At 57.3% G+C, this 18,119-nt stretch carries 14 protein-coding genes and 1 pseudogene; 9 read left to right on the forward strand and 6 right to left on the reverse strand.

Features of this window, described 5'->3' with window-relative positions; translation table 11 throughout:
- Positions 1-8 precede the first annotated feature (8 nt).
- The 6 genes from IB238_RS22650 (at position 9) to IB238_RS22680 (ending at position 10,323) form a co-directional block, all read left to right on the forward strand.
- The gene (locus tag IB238_RS22650; RefSeq protein WP_192252656.1) at positions 9-1,121 is read left to right on the forward strand and encodes an ABC transporter substrate-binding protein; all 1,113 of its coding nucleotides are present in this window, start codon (positions 9-11) and stop codon (positions 1,119-1,121) included.
- 229 nt (positions 1,122-1,350) lie between these two features.
- Positions 1,351-2,340 (forward strand): MDR family oxidoreductase, encoded by a 990-nt coding sequence (locus IB238_RS22655; RefSeq protein ID WP_192252659.1) that lies wholly within the window; start codon positions 1,351-1,353, stop codon positions 2,338-2,340.
- A gap of 135 nt (positions 2,341-2,475) precedes the next feature.
- Positions 2,476-3,288, forward strand: a complete 813-nt coding sequence (locus tag IB238_RS22660) for an enoyl-CoA hydratase/isomerase family protein (protein ID WP_192252661.1) — start codon at positions 2,476-2,478, stop codon at positions 3,286-3,288.
- Between the two features lie 53 nt (positions 3,289-3,341).
- Positions 3,342-4,823 (forward strand): AMP-binding protein, encoded by a 1,482-nt coding sequence (locus tag IB238_RS22665; RefSeq protein ID WP_246723823.1) that lies wholly within the window; start codon positions 3,342-3,344, stop codon positions 4,821-4,823.
- Positions 4,824-5,333: 510 nt separating this feature from the next.
- Positions 5,334-8,756: a molybdopterin cofactor-binding domain-containing protein gene (locus IB238_RS22675; protein WP_192252667.1), complete on the forward strand. Its 3,423-nt coding sequence runs from the start codon at positions 5,334-5,336 to the stop codon at positions 8,754-8,756.
- Positions 8,757-8,910: 154 nt separating this feature from the next.
- Positions 8,911-10,323 carry an aldehyde dehydrogenase family protein gene (locus IB238_RS22680; RefSeq protein WP_192252669.1) on the forward strand — a complete coding sequence of 471 codons (1,413 nt, stop codon included), beginning with the start codon at positions 8,911-8,913 and terminating at the stop codon, positions 10,321-10,323.
- 248 nt (positions 10,324-10,571) lie between these two features.
- Here the strand turns inward: IB238_RS22680 and IB238_RS22685 are convergent, their stop codons facing one another.
- The 6 genes from IB238_RS22685 to IB238_RS22710 form a co-directional block, all read right to left on the reverse strand.
- Entirely contained in the window at positions 10,572-10,955 is a 384-nt protein-coding gene (locus IB238_RS22685) for a cytochrome c (protein WP_192252672.1), read from the reverse strand.
- Positions 10,956-11,028: 73 nt separating this feature from the next.
- Positions 11,029-11,469, reverse strand: coding sequence for a cytochrome c (locus IB238_RS22690; RefSeq protein ID WP_192252675.1), 441 nt, complete (start codon positions 11,467-11,469; stop codon positions 11,029-11,031).
- Positions 11,462-12,004, reverse strand: coding sequence for a methylamine dehydrogenase light chain (locus tag IB238_RS22695; RefSeq protein WP_192252678.1), 543 nt, complete (start codon positions 12,002-12,004; stop codon positions 11,462-11,464). Before IB238_RS22695 ends, IB238_RS22690 begins: the two co-directional genes overlap by 8 nt.
- A gap of 27 nt (positions 12,005-12,031) precedes the next feature.
- Positions 12,032-12,631, reverse strand: coding sequence for a methylamine dehydrogenase accessory protein MauD (gene mauD, locus IB238_RS22700; RefSeq protein WP_192252681.1), 600 nt, complete (start codon positions 12,629-12,631; stop codon positions 12,032-12,034).
- On the reverse strand, positions 12,628-13,185 hold the full coding sequence (locus IB238_RS22705) for a MauE/DoxX family redox-associated membrane protein (RefSeq protein WP_192252684.1): 558 nt from the start codon (positions 13,183-13,185) through the stop codon (positions 12,628-12,630). Before IB238_RS22705 ends, mauD begins: the two co-directional genes overlap by 4 nt.
- 8 nt (positions 13,186-13,193) lie before the next feature.
- A complete protein-coding gene (locus IB238_RS22710) occupies positions 13,194-14,342 on the reverse strand; it encodes an amine dehydrogenase large subunit (RefSeq protein ID WP_192252687.1) in 1,149 nt (382 codons plus the stop codon).
- A gap of 528 nt (positions 14,343-14,870) precedes the next feature.
- Here IB238_RS22710 and IB238_RS24750 point away from each other — a divergent pair.
- From IB238_RS24750 to IB238_RS22720, 3 genes and pseudogenes are all read left to right on the forward strand, one after another.
- Positions 14,871-15,043, forward strand: a pseudogene (locus tag IB238_RS24750) (2-aminobenzoate-CoA ligase); the annotation flags it as partial.
- 371 nt (positions 15,044-15,414) lie between these two features.
- Complete coding sequence (locus IB238_RS22715; protein WP_192252689.1) at positions 15,415-16,008, forward strand: helix-turn-helix domain-containing protein; 594 nt, start codon at positions 15,415-15,417, stop codon at positions 16,006-16,008.
- Positions 16,005-18,119 (forward strand): hydantoinase/oxoprolinase family protein, encoded by a 2,115-nt coding sequence (locus IB238_RS22720; RefSeq protein WP_192252691.1) that lies wholly within the window; start codon positions 16,005-16,007, stop codon positions 18,117-18,119. The genes IB238_RS22715 and IB238_RS22720 overlap by 4 nt, the downstream gene beginning before the upstream one ends.

Below are 18,119 nucleotides of genomic sequence, written 5' to 3' on the forward strand. Positions count from 1 at the left end.
AGTGGAACATGATGCTACATCTACGGAATAAATTAGTAAGGCGAATTATGCTTGCCGGCGCCGCGGTGGCGAGTATTTCTCTGATGGCTACGAATGTTGCACGGGCCGAGTTGAAAGAAGTTAAAATAGGAGCCGGCGGGAGTAATTTCCTGGATCTTAGTTATTACTATCTTCTTTTACCAGGGCCTCTCGGTTACTGGGAGGCGGAAGGGTACAAAGTTGACGTATTTCCTGTCAGCGGATCTTCCGAAGCAGCCCAGCAGCTTGCTGTCGACAATCTCGACTTCGCCCAGATGAGCTCTAGCGCGATAGTTCAGGCCAACACGCAACATGATTTGTCCGTGCGCGCAGTTGTCACAAACACGACCGTGGGTTGGGGAATTGCGGTGAAGAAGGATGGTCCGATCAGAACGGTACATGACTTGAAGGGCAAGAGCGTGGGGATAGTTAGTCTCTCGAGCGGCGGCATCCCCCTGTACAAGTCGTTCCTAGCGGACAATGGACTTGACCCAGACAACGATGCGACATTGGTGGCAACTGGCGTTGGAGCTCAAGCTTTGACGGCTCTCGAAAGTGATCAAGTGCAGGGACTGATGTATTGGTCGTCTGCTCTTGTAGGCTTTCAGAATGCTGGTGCCGAGCTCGACATACTGCGTGATCCATCGTGGTCCAAGCTGCCAGACTACACCTTGGCAACCAGTGAGAAAACATTCGAAGAGAGACCCGAGATGGTCGAGGGGATTGCGCGTGGTGTGGCAAAGGCGATGGTCTTTGCGGCAGCCAATCCGGATTGCGCTCGAAAAATTCAGTGGGAGCACTATCCGGACACCAAGCCAACCGGTGTGAGCGAAGAGGCGGCTGTCGCGGGCGACTTGGCTATAATCTCTACTCTGCTCAGGGAGCAAGCGAACGCGGCTAGCCTGAACCCAAACGGAAACATCGCCGGCGTCAGTGTGACGGCCATGGGGGAGTATCAGGACTTTCTTTTTGATGCCGGAGTGCTGACGAAAAAAGTAGATCCAATTGGTCTTGTGGCGACGGACTCGGCGGTCTTTTGGACGAAGGTCAACAATTTCGACAAGGCGGCGATCGAAGCCCAGGCCAAGGAGTGCAACTTCTGAGGCGAAGACTGCCGCACTTGATCGGTCCGCTCAGTCAAGGTTCGACGATCTCAAACCCATTCATGGGATTGCGGTGCAGCCATTTTTAACAGCGGTGGTGGCCTCTTCTCCGCTGCAGGGACGCTTTGCGCCCATATCAAGCTCAATTCCGAGCACAAGTCTTGGGGGTTTGAACCGTATGAGGGTTTCATCGGTTCAGATCTCCGAATTCAGATGACAGGAGACATATATGAGCGAACACTTCGATGCGATGGTAGTAGAGGATGTTGACGGCAAGCCTCACGCCCAATTGCGCAAGCTGACCCAGGCCGATCTGCCCGATCATGACGTGCTCGTCGAGGTTGCCTATTCCAGCCTGAACTACAAGGACGGACTTGCGATCGCAGGCAAAGGCCGGATTGCAAGGCGAGTGCCAATGGTGGGCGGCATCGATCTTGCGGGCACTGTTGTGGACTCGCGCTCGCCCGATTGGAAGAAGGGCGATTTGGTGGTGGTCAACGGATGGGGACTCTCGGAAACCGAGTGGGGGGGATATTCGAGGTTTCAGCGCGTCAAGCCGGAATGGCTGTTGAAACTGCCGGAAGCATTTTCGTTGCAGGAGGCGATGGCTATCGGGACTGCCGGCTATACCGCGGCCCTCTGCGTCGATGCGTTGGAGGATTGGGGACGTATAGAGCCTGGCACGGGCGAGGTTCTGGTCACTGGTGCGGCCGGCGGAGTGGGGTCCGTTGGCATCAGCCTGCTCGCCGCGAAGGGGTACAATGTCGTTGCGTCGACGGGGCGGCCAGAACTGCATGATTACCTAAAGTCTCTCGGTGCATCTGAGGTCATCGATCGCAGTGTGTTGGGCGGCGAGGTCAAGCCTTTACAGAAAGAACGCTGGACAGGCGGGATCGACACAGTCGGCACGAGCACATTGGCGAATGCGCTGGCGCAGACAGCATATGGCGCAGCGATGACGGCCTGTGGTCTGGCCGGTGCATCAGACCTGCCCGCCACCGTCTTTCCGCACATATTGCGGTCCGTCGCACTGATTGGCGTGGACTCGGTCTACGCACCGTTTGCGAAGCGAAAGAGAGCCTGGGCAACCTTGGCCGAGCACATCGATCGCACGAAATTGGCAGCGATGACACACGTATACTCGATGCGCGACCTTCCCGATCTCGCGAACTCGATCGTATCCGGAAAAATCCAAGGAAGAGTGGTGATCGAGATCTGAGGGTTCGAGCAAGAAAAAGCTATTTTTATTCAATAAGTTAAGCGGCGGCAGTCAAACTTAAAATATCAGCAATGCGCAACAGTGCTGCAGGGATTGACTAAGTGGATCGTCCAGAATGCTGCCGAGGAGGAACTCATGGCATACCAAGATATCGAAGTATCCGAAGATGGGGCGGTCGGTTGGATTACCATTCGACGTGAAGATCGGCTGAACGCACTTCGAATGACAATAACCGACGTCGAAATTGTCTCTGCTCTCAATGAATTCGGCAAACGACGCGACATACGAGCGATCGTCCTGACAGGTGCCGGCGAACGAGCGTTCTGCACGGGTTGGGATATGGGAGAGATCGAGCAGACCTCCCTCACCGACCTGGAGGATATGGTTCGAAACAATATGGCTCTCTTTGACGCCGTGTGGCGCCAACGGCAGCCAGTTATTGCGGCCATTAACGGCCATGCCGTTGCTACTGGAGCAGCGCTGGCAATGGCTTGTGACCTCGTTGTTGCTTCAGAGAACGCAAAGTTGGCCGAACCGGAAATACGGCACGGTGCGCTTTCCCCGTTCCTGGTGATGCCATTTCTGACGCATGCGAAGGTGGTTCACGAATTCTACTACCTCGGCGACCCGATTTCGGCCGACGGCATGTTGAGGCTGGGACTTGCAAACCGTGTGGTTCCCCAGGCTGAACTCGTTACCACGGCTCAGGCCCTGGGTGAACGTCTGTCACTTGTTCCTCGCGAGGCGCTTGAACTGAAGAAACGCAGCTTGAAAGCAGCATACGACGGCATGGGTCTACGCGCGACAACCGAGCGGCATGCACTGTCAGACACGCTAATGATCGGTGCAGACTTGCCGTGGCAAAAGGCTCTGCAAGAAGAACTGCGCGAAGGCGGCATGCGCGCATTTCTGGAAGCGCGAGATGGCCCGTTTCGAAGGAAGCGCTGACGATGGGTTCGCTTAATGCTCCAACACTAGGGCACCTTCTTTCCCGGCGCGCGATGCTTTCCGGGCATAGCGATGCAATAAGAGCTGCGGATGGAGCGACAACCTTCCGCGGCCTAGACCAAGGAGTCGACAGGATTGCCTCTGCCCTAAGTAGCTTGGGGATACGAAAGGGTGACCGCGTCGGCGTGTTGATGCAAAACGGACTTGGGTTTGCTGAAGGCATCCTCGGTATTGTCAGGCTAGGCGCAGTCGCCTGCCCATTAAATACGAGACTCTCGCCCGCAGAGATCGCGGCCATTACCATAGACAGTGGCATGCGGTTGCTGATTAGCGAGAGTTTTTTTGCTGATGTGGCAGCAAGCGCTCTTTTGTCGCTGCCAAGTCTTAAGAGCATCGAAATTGAAGAGCTTCGCAGCGTCGGGGCTGAGCTGCCGCCTCCCGACGGCGCGCTCGATGAGCCTGGTTCCGCAGACTTCGCCCTTCTGGTCTACACCTCCGGCACGACCGGCCGGCCGAAAGGCGTGGTTTTCACGCACGACCAGCTGTTGTGGTCATCGCTGACGATGATTCCGACACTCGATATGCGCGCCGGCGACGTGCATTTGCTGCCGGTGCCGATGTTCCATGTTGGTGGCCTATCATTCATCGTTCACTGCCTGCATCTTGGCATCACTCTTTCAATTCCACCTAGATGGGACGCTTCGGCTATCCTCAATCGCATCGAGATGGAACAGGTCGCACACTTCTTCGCAGTCCCGACCATGCTTACTGATTTGCTTTCGTCTTCTGACTTTGCTCGGGAACGTATGCGCTCCGTGCGCTGGATAATGGGTGGCGGTGCTCCGGTTCCAGTTTCACTTATCCAACGCTTTCACGATCTGGGCATTCCTCTCCTTCAGACATGTGGAGCAACTGAAACCGGCGGCCCCGGTTTGGTCGTTGATGGCACGAGTGCATTACTGAAGGCAGGTTCTGTCGGACGCGGCTTCTTCCATACGGATGTACGGTTGGTCAACGAAGCTGGACTGCTGTCACATGCCAATGAAGCGGGCGAAATTCAATTGATGGGGCGTCACATTGCTTCCGGATACTGGAACGCCCCCGATTTGACGGCCGAAGTGTTTGGTGACGATGGATGGTTTCGCACTGGCGACATCGGCGTTGCCGACGATGATGGCTACATCACGTTGATCGACCGCAAGCGCAATAAGATCATCACTGGTGGAGAGAATGTTTATCCTGCTGAAGTTGAAGCCGCTTTGAGCGACTTGCCGGGTATTGCCGAGATCGCAATAGTCGGATTGCCTGATGAGCGCTTGGGCGAGATCGTCACTGCAGTGGTGGTGTATAAATCCAAAAGTTCAACGCCATCTCTTGAGGATCTGCGGATTGCTTGCGATGGCGTGCTTGCGCGCTACAAGCATCCGCGACGCCTCGTCGTACGCGACGCGTTGCCGCGAAATGCGACGGGCAAGTTGCTTCGAGGCGCCCTCTTAGCCTCCATTTCCGAGGAGGCAAGTAGTAGGCATGACTAAAGCTGCAAGCGCGTCCACGATGGAAGCACCGAGTTCGGCGGCTCGTTCTCATTCTCGCGATGATGACGCCAAGGTCGCGATCACCGTAAACGGAACCACTCATGAAATCGTAGCGGAACCACAATCGGCCTTGCTTGACGTCCTCCGCGATGCTCTAGGATTGACCGGCGCGAAAGATGCATGCCGGCGTGGCGAATGTGGTGCTTGCACTGTGTTAATCGGGGGTAAGGCAGTGCTCTCCTGCCTTACCCTTCTGGCGTTGGTGGAAGAACCGATCGAAACCGTCGAAGGCTTGGTCGAGGAATCGCGGGGATTTCGCGAAGCAATGGCTGATTGCGGTGGGTTCCAGTGCGGATATTGCACGTCCGGCGTGGTCGTCCGCGCTGTGTCGCTGCTTCGGGCGGGACTGCCCGATGGCGAAGGGGCGCTCGCTCACGCAATGGCCGGCAATCTCTGCAGGTGCACCGGCTATCGCGCAATTCTGGAGGCGCTCCGTCGAGCGAATGCATCATGAATTTTCCCCGAATCCGGCACCCGGAATGGATTGAACGCACTGTTGGCGGGCTGAAATACACGCGCGATACGATGCCACCCGGCATGCTGGTCGGGAAATTACTACGTTGCCCGCATCCTGCCGCTCGGTTGGTCTCACTTAACGTGGATGCCGCCCGCGCGACCCCCGGCGTGGTAGCCGTTTTGACCGGCGACATGCTCCCGGACCGCAACTACAAAGACTATGGACAACTGGATCGCGTCGCCATGGCACGTGATCGCGCAGTTTATTTCGGTCAGGAGATTGTCGCGGTTGCGGCGGAGACCGAAGCGGCTGCCGATGCCGCGATAGCCCGCATTCTCGTGAAATGGGAACAGCTACCCCACGTTGCGTCAGTTGATGAGGCTCTCGTGCCTGGCGCACCGGCGGTTCACCCGGATCGCGCTCCTGACAACGTTGCGACGCAGGCCGGGCGCCGCTTTGGAGATGTGGACGCTGCTCGCAAAAGGGCATCTCGGCAAGTGACTGGAAGCTACGGCTGTGGACCGCAGCACCACTCGTGCATGGAGCAACTGTCCGCGGTTGCCCATTGGGACCAAGATAACAGCGTTCTCAATTTGTGGGTGCCCACCCAATCGCCGCGAAATGTTTCCGGCGAGGTCGCCCACATGCTGGGCCTCGATCCCAAGCAGGTCCGACTTCACAGGGTTGGTGTCGGCGGTGACTTTGGCGCGCGGGTCAAGACAAGTGACCTTGAGGTGATCGTGGCTCACCTGTCGATGATGACAGGACGGCCGGTCTCCATCCGACTTTCGCGTGACGAGGAATTCGCCTTCGCAAAGCGGCAGCATGAGACCCGGGTGGATATCACCAGTCACTATGATCGCTCCGGTCAGGTGCTGTGCCAGGACGCCAAAGTGACCGTTGACAATGGAGCCTTCATTCATGGTGGATCGAACCAGATGAACTACTGTTCGATCCTGATCGGCTCGCAATACAAGCTCTCTGGCGCAGAGGTTCAAGGGCGTTCGATTTACACGAACAAACGACCAGGCGGGGCGTTCCGTGGCGCGGGCGGGCCGCAGGCGGTTTTCGCAATTGAATGTCAGATGGACGAGATAGCCGCTGATCTCGGCATAGATCCGATTGATCTACGGTTGATGAATCTTACGCCACCCGGCGAGACGACGATTACCGGCTGGGAAATTACATCATCGGCTGCGTCCGAATGCCTTCAGGAGGTGCGGCGCCGTTTGAACTGGGATGAGGCCCGGTTGAATGGCGGGACGGGCAGGGGGGTCGGCGTCGCCTTTGGCATGCATGTATCGGGGGCGATTGTCAGCAAACCCACCGGAATGGCAGGCATCGCGATCGAGATTGGCCAGAATGGCGGAATCGTACTGAGTTCGGGTTGTTCTGACCCTGGAACCGGAGAGTATGCCGTCATCGCACAATTGGCGGCTGCAGAGCTTGGTGTGAAGCCGGAGCAGGTCGAGCTGGTGACAATGGACACCTTGGCCACACCTTTCGACCCCGGCGCCGGTTCAAGCCGCGCAACAATGGTTACTGGCACCGCTGTTGTCGCAGCCGCCCAAGAGCTGGCAGGCGAAATACGCCTGCAAGCGGCGAAAATGCTGAACTGCGACGTCGGAAGTGTCGAACTGCGCGATGGATTTGCTTGGTGTGGTGGCGGCAAGCAACCACTAGGGGCAATTGCCGCGTCGCACCCAGCGGCTCAGGGGGGGACGTTGCGGATCGAGCGGGAAACTTCGGTAGGATTGGAACCTGTGCCGATCTCTCACGTTGACGCTGGCTATGGCAACATCTCGCCAGCTTACGCTTTCGCAGCCCACGGTGTGGAAGTTGAAGTAGATCTCGATACCGGCGCGGTTCGCATTGTCCGAGTTGTTGCAGTTCATGACGCAGGTACGGTTATCAATCCTACGGGGGCGATCGGACAGGTCGTTGGCGGGGTCGCCATGGGTCTTGGCGCTGCGCTTGGCGAGCAATTGCTCTGGTTTGATGGACGCCCTCACGTAACCAGCTTCGTTGACTATGCGATGCCGCGCGCAGATGGGGTTCCTCCCATTGATGTGGTATTTGTTGGCAAGCCGGATCCGCGAGGACCTGCAGGAGCAAAGTCGATTTCTGAGCTCGCTTTGATGCCGATTGCCGCCGCGGTGGCGAATGCCATTGCGCATGCGACTGGCGCTCGGGTGCGGAACCTGCCTATCACGCCCGACAAAATATGCTCTGCGCTCGATGCGCAGCCATCAGTTACGCCAGCGCCTCTTTGGCGGCGGCCGCGGCGGTGGCGTTCCGAGCTTGTTCGGCGCTCTTACCCGCTTGGCGTTTTCAGCGCGATGGACCGCTTCGGCCCATCAAAGCGCAAAAATGGGCCAGTGCCAGCGATCGAGGCGATTGAGCGGCCAGTCAATGCAGCCGCTGCGATCACAGCCCTCGCGATGCGCGCCGGATCGCGGCCGGTCGCTGGTGGTACAGATCTCCTGCCAGCTCGTGCCGCTGGATTGGCGGCGCCGGCAGCGCTGGTGAGTCTGGCGGGCTGCTCCGATCTCAAGCAGATTGCCGAGGACGATGGCACGCTCATTCTTGGCGCGGGTGAGAAGCTGGCTGACGTGGGTGAGGTTCTCGCTAACGCCAATCTCCCTGGTGATCGCGCTATCGCTCGCACGATTGCGGCTATCGCCACCCCCCAAATTCGAACAATGGCAACGTTGGCAGGCAATCTTTGCCAGACCAACCGGTGCTGGTTCCTAAGAAGCGGTTTTGACTGCTACAAGCGCGGTGGCGCTGGGCGTCCCTGCTATGCGGTTCTTGGCGATCATCGCTATTTTCATGCTGTCGCTGATGCGGGCCGCTGCCAATCCGTGACGCCCTCTGATCTGGCGAGCATGCTCTGCGCGCTTGACGCGGCGCTTGAGGTTCGAGGCCCGGACCAAACTCGCCGGGTACCAGCGACGTCATTCTACACCGGGCCCGGTGAAACTTGCCTCGCTCCCAACGAAATCGTCACAGCCATCAGGATTCCCGCACAAGCGCGTGTTCGCGGAGCGGCTTTTCAAAAGCTGTCGCAAACGTCAGACGGATTTGCGATTGCTTCTGCCGCCGCAAGCATATCACTCGATTTGGATGGCCGTGTGAAAACCGCACGTATCGTCCTCGGCGGTGTTGCCGCCACGCCTTGGCGAGCCAAAGCGTCCGAGACCAATTTGGTGGGGCGTCAACCGACGCCGGAGCTCCTGAATTTGGCTGCCCAGGCATGGATCGCTGATACCCATCCGCTCGACCGCAACCAGTGGAAGCTTAAAGCAGCATCTGCACTTGTCCGTCGGGCTCTTGTTGATGCGATCGAGACGGTGTCAAGCCCGGTTCGGAATGATGGTGTGAAGACTCCGGAACGTTTCAGATATCGCGGATAGCTGTGAAACCATAGGATACTGGGAAAATCTTGGCGTGATCCCGGACGAAAGCTGGTTCTCGGAAGCCGTTCGCCAATTGCGGGGGGCACTTACCGAAATTTACCTGAAGCGTATCCCGTTGATTCGAAGTTGAACTGTGACTGTGGAGGAAATTGTGACTAAGAAATACTCGCTCTTAATCAACGGAAAACTTGTCGATGGCGCTAGAACGATCGACATTTTAAACCCTGCAACGGAGGCCGTCGTTGCCGCGTGCCCGGTTGCTTCGCCTCAACAAGCAGACGAGGCCGTTCAAGCAGCGAAAGCCGCACAGCAAGTGTGGGCCCGCACTTCAATCGATGAGCGGCGACAGGTGCTCAATGCGATTGCGGATCGGATCGAGCAGAACAGCGATAGCTTGGCCCGGCTGCTAACGGCAGAGCAAGGTAAGCCGTTGGGTGACTCCAATTTCGAAGTCGGTTACCTTGCCTACACGCTCCGACAGATTTCGCAACTTAATCTGCCGGTCGAAGTTTCGGAGGACTCCGACAGACGCCGTGTCGAGATTCACTATCGACCGTTGGGCGTTGTGGTCGGGATCATTCCCTGGAATTTTCCCATAGGGTTGATTGGCAACAAGCTACCCGGAGCGCTGCTCACGGGAAACAGTGTGATCATCAAGCCCGCACCGACGACGCCACTTTCTACTCTACTCTTGGGTGAGATCCTTGTCGACGTCGTCCCCCCTGGCTTGGTGAACGTCATTGCAGACGCAAATGATCTCGGTGAGCAGCTTACTCGCCACCCTGACGTCGCGAAGATCTCCTTCACCGGTTCCACGGCCACTGGCAGGAAAGTAATGGAGGCGGCATCTCCAGGGCTAAAGCGCCTGACGTTGGAACTGGGTGGCAACGATCCTGCAATCGTGCTCGACGACGTAGATCCGAAGACAGCGGCTGCCGGGATCTTTCAATACAGCTTCGTCAATAGCGGTCAGATCTGTGTTGCCATCAAGCGGGCATATGTTCACACGGGGGTGTATGATGCCGTGGTGGACGAACTGACTACTTTGGCCAATCAGGCTACTGTAGGCGATGGGAGCCAACAGGGGGTGCAGTTTGGACCGATCCAAAATCAGCGCCAATATGAAAAGGCACTTCATTACCTGGAGATCGGCAAACGCGATGGCCGCGTGACCACCGGTGACCCGGAACTGAAGGGGCCAGGCTACTTCATCAAGCCCACAATTGTTCGTGATATTGATGATGCCTCCCCCTTGGTGAAAGAGGAGCAATTTGCCCCAATTCTTCCGGTTATTCGATATGAGACGGAAGAGGATGCGATTGAGCGCGCAAATAGTTCGGAATTCGGACTAGGCGCGTCCGTGTGGTCGAGGAGTTCTGATCGTGCAGCGGACGTCGCCTCACGTCTCGATGCAGGGACAGTATGGATCAATCAGCATCTTGATCTAGGCCCCACAATTCCGCTGGCGCCAGGGAAACAGTCGGGGCTCGGCGTGGAGATGGGGATCGAAGGCCTCAAGCATTTTTGCCAGATGAAAGTGATCAATATCTCAAAGCAGGTATGATAACATCAACCTTGGAAGTTCGCCGCTAGGTCGGCGCACTTCCGTTCAGTGCGGTACAGAAGCTTTCTTGATCCGGAGCCCAGGTCACCGCGCCGAGAGTCGCGCGTACAAATCAGCGGGCGGTTGCAGCAAAAAAGCGATCTGCACGACGCTTGGATTACTTGGAATTATCTTTGCTCTGCGTTACGAAACGCAGTGCTCTATGGGCCGCGCGCAGGCAGCGCCTTTTCGCGCCGCCCGGAATCCGACTAGGGCCATGGATATTCGGCCACTGGCATACCCTTCTCCTGGAAGCGCTTCACAATAGCGCGCCGATAGCTGACAATGTCGTTGACTGTCGCTCGGCGAAGATCGGCAACTTCGCTGCTGGTAAACGGAGCCACTTGATTGGCTCCGTCCCAGCGGTCGACAATATAGTTGAGAACACGGGCGATTTCACCGTCATCGAGACCAGAGGCTACCACACCTGGAACATGCAACAGATAGACCCTGCCTTCGGGATCGCTTGCAAAACTCGCGATGAAACCCGGAAATGGCGGAACGCCACCAATGTTGGAGCCCATCCCGTCGGAGCCGTGACATCCTGAGCAGTGCAGGAGGTAGTTGGCATGCGGAGTTCTCTCCGCAGCCATAGTTGCTTCACACGCGGCAAAGGTAAGCAGCGTGAGACAGGCAAGTTGGCCGCGACGCGATGTGCTACTCATCCTATTGGCCTTTTCGCATATTGCGCAGTTCCTTGTGGGACAGTGGTTTGGTCTTCATCCCATCGACCAGTGCCTTGTCGGGAGCCGACATGACGCCGTTCAGGGTCTGGAGGACATACCCTGCAATCAAAGCCAGATCCTCACTGGGGACTGACGACATGGGCGGCATAACAAGGCCGATGTAATCCTCACCGTTGGCGGTAATCTTGCCGCTCATGCCGCCGACCATGACGCCAGCAATGTAGTGAGGCGCCTTGTCCCCCAGACGAGACCAGAGTTCTGCGTTCTGCAAAGGCGGTGCAAGGCCTTGCGTTCCGACGCCTTTCTCCCCATGGCAGGTGGCACACGTTTTTGCAAACAGATCAGTCTCGCTGTTTGCCCAAACCGGATTCGAAGCTGCAAGGAAAAGGCTGCAGGAGACTGCCAGCTTCCAACTATTCATCTGCAAGCCCCACGAGCATCGCTACGGTGCAATGGTAGCTCTTGTTTTCGTTTGCCATGCACCAGTTGATGTCGTTGTAAAGACCCATTCGGTATCCAGGGCGTTCTCCCTTGCTGGAGAAACACCATGTGGCGCCATTCACGGGCGCTTTGCCACAGCAGTCGTTGTAGGAAACGAGGTAGTCTTTGCCGTCTTTAGGGTTATGGCAGGTGCCGACCCAAGATACACTGGAAGCCTGCGAACCGGGCGGGCACGAAGTGGTGGTTCCGCCGGACGTGTTGCACAAAGCGCCATCCAAGGCGCAATGCCGCCAGTACTCACAAGCGGAACCCTCCTCTGCTCCAGCAGTTTCACTGGCGTAGGCGGCGCCGAGGGTGCGGTCGTAGGGCAGAAGCGGCATGAGCGCAGCTCCCCCCAACAGTGCGCCAGTCTTGGCAAGGAAACTGCGGCGTCCAAATTGACGTGCGGCGAGGCGGGCACTGTTTTCCGCAGTTTTATCGATTGTGGTTAGGAGGTAGTTGATGAATTTCAGCATATCTTCCCCTTTTCATAGTTTGCAAATTCAAGCTCGTAGTAAAGCGGAGCTCTCTTCGAATGTTTGGATGGTCGAATTCGCTGTTTCCGCTGCGGTGAACAAGCTCTCAAGGTGCTCCCGATTGTTGATCAGCCCCTTGGCGCGCACAATTCCGTCACCGTCGATCAAGACGGCGAAGGGTATTTTTTGAACTCGGTATGTCAGACCCAGATTGGCCGAAAGAACATATGGGAAAACGGCAAGGCCGGCTTTCTCGATGAATGCTCTATGCTTGTTCTCGTCGCCGTCGCTGGCAAGAACGACATCGAGCCAGCTGGCTTCAGCAATTTGCACTGAGCGGAGGACCGGGATCATCTTCTTGCAAATTGGGCAAGTCGTCGACAGGAAGAATACAACCGTACTCCGCGCTCCGTGCGCACCTATGGAGACCGAGCCGCCGGTGAGACTGGAAAGTTCGAAGATCGGGGTAGCTTCGCCAATCTTGGGACCGGAGTCGTTGACAAGCGCGCCGACGGGCGCGATGCGTTCGTAGAGTATCCCAATCTGTCGCGTCAACGCGAAGATGACAACGGCGAGTGCGAACAGGGCCGCCCAGAGGACAATTACGGCAAATACTAGGGGACTCATCGGCCTTCCTGCTTTCTGGCTGCTTCTGACAGGCGCCCGGGTCGGTTGGGCGTGCGGCCGAAGTTGGCTAGGACCTGATCAGCAGCGATGTAAGTGATCCAAAATATGAGTCCGGCCGCCACCGCCGCGGCCACCCCAGGCAAGCCGATTGGCCCACGTACCCCACTCGAGAGGACCGTGATCGCGATCAGCAGGGTGTTACGGGCTAACAGACTCCAGGAGAGGGGTTGCGTGATTGCGCCGCAACCGCATTCGACGCTCAGCCGACCGCGCAACAGGTTGATCGCGATAGCGATGCCGTAGAGTGCCAGTAGTGCGCCAGCAAAATAGCTCGCCCAAGCGACGGTCGCCGGTAATACGAGACCAGCAACTATCGTCAGCTCCGCAACCACGGCTAGTCGCGATACCCAAGTAACTAGATAGGGAGGCAACAGCTCATAGTCGGCGACGTATCCGGTGAAAGCGGGGAAATCAGCAAGCTTATGCAATGCGGAATGCGCAAAAAGCAGGACAAGAAACGTAGTTGCCGACGCCCCCAACATGTCTTCCGTCATGGGTAGCATCATTCTCTTTCCGTCGAGACCAAAGAGACGAACATCAAGCCATTGACCGTCTGCGCCGGCTTGACCGTGAACTCCCCTGCCGGGTTAACTTCGAACCGCGTGAGAATGCCGTCGGAATCGTTAACGCCGTAAAGATCTGGTGTCTTCCCGGAGGTCACGGCTATGAACTTTATGCCCTCCACCGGGGAGCGGGATAGGACCTTCCTCGCTCCGAGGTCGATCGCCCATATTTCCGTTGCCGGATCCTTGTGGCTTCCATCCTTGGCATCGGGGTGCATCGTTACGAAAAGAACATCGTTTGCCTCGCTATAGGCCATGATGCTGAACCCGCCCGGCGCCCATCGGCCTTCCGTTCCCTCAGTGTAGGAGAATTTTTCCACCAGCTTGGGGGCCGCATTCTTGTCAGAGATGCGATAGAGATTGCCGTTGTAGGATGAAAAGATGAGGTCATCGCCGACCCGTTCGGCCGCAGTGAAAAGGGGATCCGCGTCGGCATCAAAAATCTTCGCGCTCCTGGCCGGTTCTGAAACCTTGCCATCAGCGCTCACCTCAAGACTGATGATCGTCCCGTCACCACAGAGTGACGAGAACTTCGCACCTGCGGTAGAGGGATAAATCGACCAGCAGCCGGGAGTCGGAACCTCGGCAAGGACTTTGCCAGCCTCAAGGTCGACAACGGTCACTGATGTTGCGGGCGTCGCATTTTGTACGAAGATGTACTTCCCGTTGGCGCTCAATTGGAGCATGTTTCTGTGAGATCTGAGCATGGCCATCTTGGATGGGATCACGATCTCGCGCTTTAGCGTCAAGGTTTCGACGTCGTACTCCTCCAGGACCGCCTCGATCGGGCCCCTTAGAAGCCGCTTTGCATAGGTTGAAGTGGTGTAAGCGGTCCTTCCATCAGCGCTTAGCGTGAACTGGCTGACGAGGCCGATGCTAACATTCCCCTTGAGTGCCAAATCCTTGGCGCCATAGACGTTCACAGTACTTGCGCTATAAAGGCCCTGCGTCACTGCAAAGACGTTTGGCCCTGGCTTGATGCGTTCTTCCACCGTCAATTTTTCTGGAACGAATGCCTCCTCGGCCATAGTGTGGTCGATGACCAATGCATTGATAGCAGCGGCAAAAAGAAAGACAGGCAACCGCATTTTCGAACTCCATTATTTGTGACTCTACCAATTCAATTGCTGTTACTCATGTGCAGCGGGGTCGTCGCCACGATGTCCAGGCAGATTTGGGCCGAGATGATATGCGCGACTTGTTCAACAGGGATGTCATTTGCACGCCATCCCTCGTGACATATGTCTTGATTAACCGTCATCGCGCTTCTCCTCCATCTACCGCTGCACCGCACACGCACAGCCCGGCGCGCCACCGTGCTGGCGCCCTTGCAGGCATCACGTTGCCTCGCCACAAACAGGTCCCTCTCCAAAACGGCGGCGATCACGTTGTCCGGATTTGGAAAACCAGCCTCACTACCCACAACAGCCAGCCCAGCCAGGCCAGGAGGTAATGGCTGAAAGGAAAACCTCGCCACAGCAACTTGCCCAACGCGATACGATTCGCCACCTCTCTCCCCCGTGGCTTCTCCGTACGATCCACCATAGGCAGGGCGAAATGGCGTAGTAAAGCGCTGTTTCGGATCGTATAAGATCTCAAAAATAGCGCTTAACGCTAATGGAGCGGCAAGCCATGACGCGGAACTGGATCGCGCGGCCCTCGGCAAGGCGGTTCGGGTTTGTGACCGTGCTCACGGGCAGGGGATGATGTGGCCCTGCTGGGATTCACGTCGGGTTCCACGCAGGCAACGATGCATTTTCACCACGATCTTCTCATCATCGCTGATGCCTAAGCCGAGATGGTTCTGGGGCGCACCGACGATGTCTTCGCTCGTCGGTCGGGTTCATCGCTCTCTTTGTCAGGGGCGGTGAAACCTGAGGGCGGCGGAAGGCCATCAATGTCGGAGCTTGTCCCGTCGGAAGCGGCGGTCGACGAATATGACTCAACACGATTCTGTCTCCTGAGACGGTGGCCGCTGCCAGTCGTCAAACGAGAACATGAGCTGCCCATGTCGGAGCTGTGAACGTTGCAGCCATCGGGTTTCAAGAGACAAGACAAATTTTCGAATACTGCCGTCGAATGTACTTGACAGAAAATTTCATATAGATTGTTATTTGGGAGCCAAATGAATTTCCTGGAGAATAAGAGGGGAGGGGGTTCATGCATACTGCCCGTCTCTTCGGACAAAGAGAACTGCGCGAAATCGGACGACATGTGCGGATCGAGCGAGAAAAATCTGGGCTCACGCAAGCTGATGTTGCTGATGCCGCTGGCATGTCGAAGCGCGCCGTGCGCGATCTTGAGGCTGGACGCTCCAATCCGACACTCGCTACCATGGTTGCGATTTCGGATGTGCTCTCCATCGCCCTTGATGCGCTGATCGCAGCAGCATTGCAACGCCGGCCGGGGCCTGACCTGACGTTTGCCGCCAATATCGGGCCTGGCTCTAATGCCCTGACCCGAACCCTGCCGAACCCGAGCCTTCGTGCCTCGCTCATGTGTTACTCGGCGGAGGGCGAACAACCGGAATTGCCGAAAGCAGCCATATTCGGCCAAGTCCTGGCGGGCCAAGCAAGAGTCTCGCTTGACGGGGACTTGGTTGTTTTGCGGCAGGGTGACAGCCTGCATGCGCGCGCCGGTGTCGTTAACGATCTCAAAGCTATCGGATCAGGAGTGCGTGTGTTGCTCGTAGAAGCAGCCGGGGGCAATCCGTGGCCGGCAAAACATGAATCTGTGGGAGATAGTGTAGTATGAACGAAATCACCTACCTCGTCGCGACAGACGTCGGGGGCACGTGCACCGACACGATTGTTGTCTCGTCGCAAGGCGACATTCATATAGGTAAGGCTCTTTCCACCCCGCCCGACTTCGCGACGGGCGTGTTGAATTCCGTGCGCTCCGCCGCCGATGCAATGGGCATGGAGCTTGGCTCGCTTCTCGCTCGGACAACGTTGTTCATCCATGGATCGACCGTGGTGGACAACACGGTCTTTACCCGCGACGGGACAAAAACCGGGCTGATCGCGACCGAGGGGTTTGAAGACACCATCCTCGTCACGCGAGGCGCGTATGGCCGCTGGTCCGGCCTCACTGAGGACGGAATTAAAAACCCGGTCAAAACGGACAGGGCTTCCGCTTTGGTGGAATCCTCGGCCATTGTCGGGGTCGCGGAACGAGTAGACTGCGATGGCGACGTCGTGACGCCTTTGGACATGGAACAGGCGGAAAGAGCCATTCGCTTCCTTGTCCAGGACAGAGCGGTGGAATCCATAGCGATCTCGCTTTTGTGGTCATTCGCCAATCCTGCTCATGAACTGGCGCTCCGCGACCTGGTGAAGCGTGTGGCTCCGGACGTGTATGTCACAATTTCTAGTGACATTGCGCCGGTTCCCGGGGAGTATGAGCGGACCTCAACCGCCGTGATCAACGCCTATGCGGGCCGCATTACGCGTGACTATCTGAGTGCCCTCGAGGCCTTGTTGCGCGAAAATGGCTACAGTGGCCAGACCATGGTCATGCAAGGCTATGGCGGCCTCCTTCCGGTGGAAGAGGCAGCAGAACGTGCTGTCGGCATGGTGGAATGCGGACCCGCTGCAGGCGTGATCGGGGCAAAGTTCCTCGGCGACATGATGGGCGATGCCGACATCATCGCCGCCGACATGGGTGGGACGACCTTCAAGGTGGGTGTCATCCAGAACGGTGAGCTCGAATTCGCGCGCGAGCCACTGGTCGACCGATTTCATTATGTCGCGCCCAAGATCGACGTTGTGTCGATTGGCGCAGGCGGCGGCAGCATCATTCAAATCGATCCCAAGACGCGGCTACCTATGGTCGGACCGCAATCGGCCGGTTCACGCCCAGGTCCTATTTGCTATGGCCTGGGCGGAACCGAGCCGACGCTGACCGATGTCATGCTGCTCATCGGCTACATGGATCCTGGCCACTTCCTGCGCGGCAGCATGTCGCTCGATGCTGAAAACACGCGAAGGCTGTTCCGGGAAAAGGTCGCCGATCCTCTCGGTGTCTCCGTGGAAGAAGCTGCAATCGGCATCTACAGGATTGCCTCTGCCCAGATCTCCGACTTGATCCGCAAAATCACGGTAGAGCGCGGTCTCGACCCACGGGACTTCGTGTTGCATTCCTTCGGCGGCACTTGTGGCATGCTGGCGTCGGCGTTTGGCGAAGATCTCTCCGTTCGCCGTATCGTCATACCTTACACGGCATCAGTGAACTGCGCATTCGGACTGGTCACAGCGGATGTTCGCCACGAATACTCCGTAACCAAAACGCTGCCGGCCAACGTGTCGCCCGATGAAATCAACGCACTCTTCGAGCCCATGATTGAGCGGGCGAGGAAGCAGCTTACGGCCGAAGGCTTTGATGCCGGTTCGATTGGCATGAACTGGTCGGCCGATCTACGCTATGGACGGCAGGTCCATGAAGTAACGACCCAGATCCGCGCGGGCGCCCCGCTCGATGCGCAGGGTCTGGCGCTGCTACTGTCGGATTTCGAAAAACTGTACGAACGCAAGTTCGGAAAGGGCTCCGCCTATCGCGAAGCAGGTATCGAAATCACGATGCTACGGCTTACTGCCAGCGGCAAGCTCAAACGACCGAGCCTACCCAAGCTTGAAGAAGGCTCCGCCGACGCATCGGCCGCAAAAATAGGCTCGCGGCGAATCTATGTCGAACGACGCGGCACCCTCCACGAAGGGTCGATCTACGACTTCAACAGGCTGCAGCCCGGAAATCGACTGAGCGGTCCTGCTGTCATCCATACGCCAATCACGACAATTGCAGTGCAGGAAGGACAGGTGGCTCGGATGGACGGGTATCGAAACATTGTTCTCGAGATGGAAGGATGA

This window comes from Rhizobium sp. ARZ01 (assembly GCF_014851675.1).
Classification (GTDB): Bacteria; Pseudomonadota; Alphaproteobacteria; order Rhizobiales; family Rhizobiaceae; genus Mycoplana.

What these genes read in the sequence shown, in the direction of transcription:
- IB238_RS22660 (WP_192252661.1), top strand. Translation starts at nt 2,476, where the DNA reads ATGGCATACCAAGATATCGAAGTATCCGAAGATGGGGCGGTCGGTTGG.
- IB238_RS22710 (WP_192252687.1), bottom strand. Translation starts at nt 14,342, where the DNA reads ATGCGGTTGCCTGTCTTTCTTTTTGCCGCTGCTATCAATGCATTGGTC.
- IB238_RS22705 (WP_192252684.1), bottom strand. Translation starts at nt 13,185, where the DNA reads ATGACGGAAGACATGTTGGGGGCGTCGGCAACTACGTTTCTTGTCCTG.
- IB238_RS22675 (WP_192252667.1), top strand. Translation starts at nt 5,334, where the DNA reads ATGAATTTTCCCCGAATCCGGCACCCGGAATGGATTGAACGCACTGTT.
- IB238_RS22695 (WP_192252678.1), bottom strand. Translation starts at nt 12,004, where the DNA reads ATGCTGAAATTCATCAACTACCTCCTAACCACAATCGATAAAACTGCG.
- IB238_RS22720 (WP_192252691.1), top strand. Translation starts at nt 16,005, where the DNA reads ATGAACGAAATCACCTACCTCGTCGCGACAGACGTCGGGGGCACGTGC.
- mauD (WP_192252681.1), bottom strand. Translation starts at nt 12,631, where the DNA reads ATGAGTCCCCTAGTATTTGCCGTAATTGTCCTCTGGGCGGCCCTGTTC.
- IB238_RS22655 (WP_192252659.1), top strand. Translation starts at nt 1,351, where the DNA reads ATGAGCGAACACTTCGATGCGATGGTAGTAGAGGATGTTGACGGCAAG.
- IB238_RS22685 (WP_192252672.1), bottom strand. Translation starts at nt 10,955, where the DNA reads ATGGCTGCGGAGAGAACTCCGCATGCCAACTACCTCCTGCACTGCTCA.
- IB238_RS22715 (WP_192252689.1), top strand. Translation starts at nt 15,415, where the DNA reads ATGCATACTGCCCGTCTCTTCGGACAAAGAGAACTGCGCGAAATCGGA.
- IB238_RS22665 (WP_246723823.1), top strand. Translation starts at nt 3,342, where the DNA reads ATGCTTTCCGGGCATAGCGATGCAATAAGAGCTGCGGATGGAGCGACA.
- IB238_RS22690 (WP_192252675.1), bottom strand. Translation starts at nt 11,469, where the DNA reads ATGAATAGTTGGAAGCTGGCAGTCTCCTGCAGCCTTTTCCTTGCAGCT.
- IB238_RS22650 (WP_192252656.1), top strand. Translation starts at nt 9, where the DNA reads ATGATGCTACATCTACGGAATAAATTAGTAAGGCGAATTATGCTTGCC.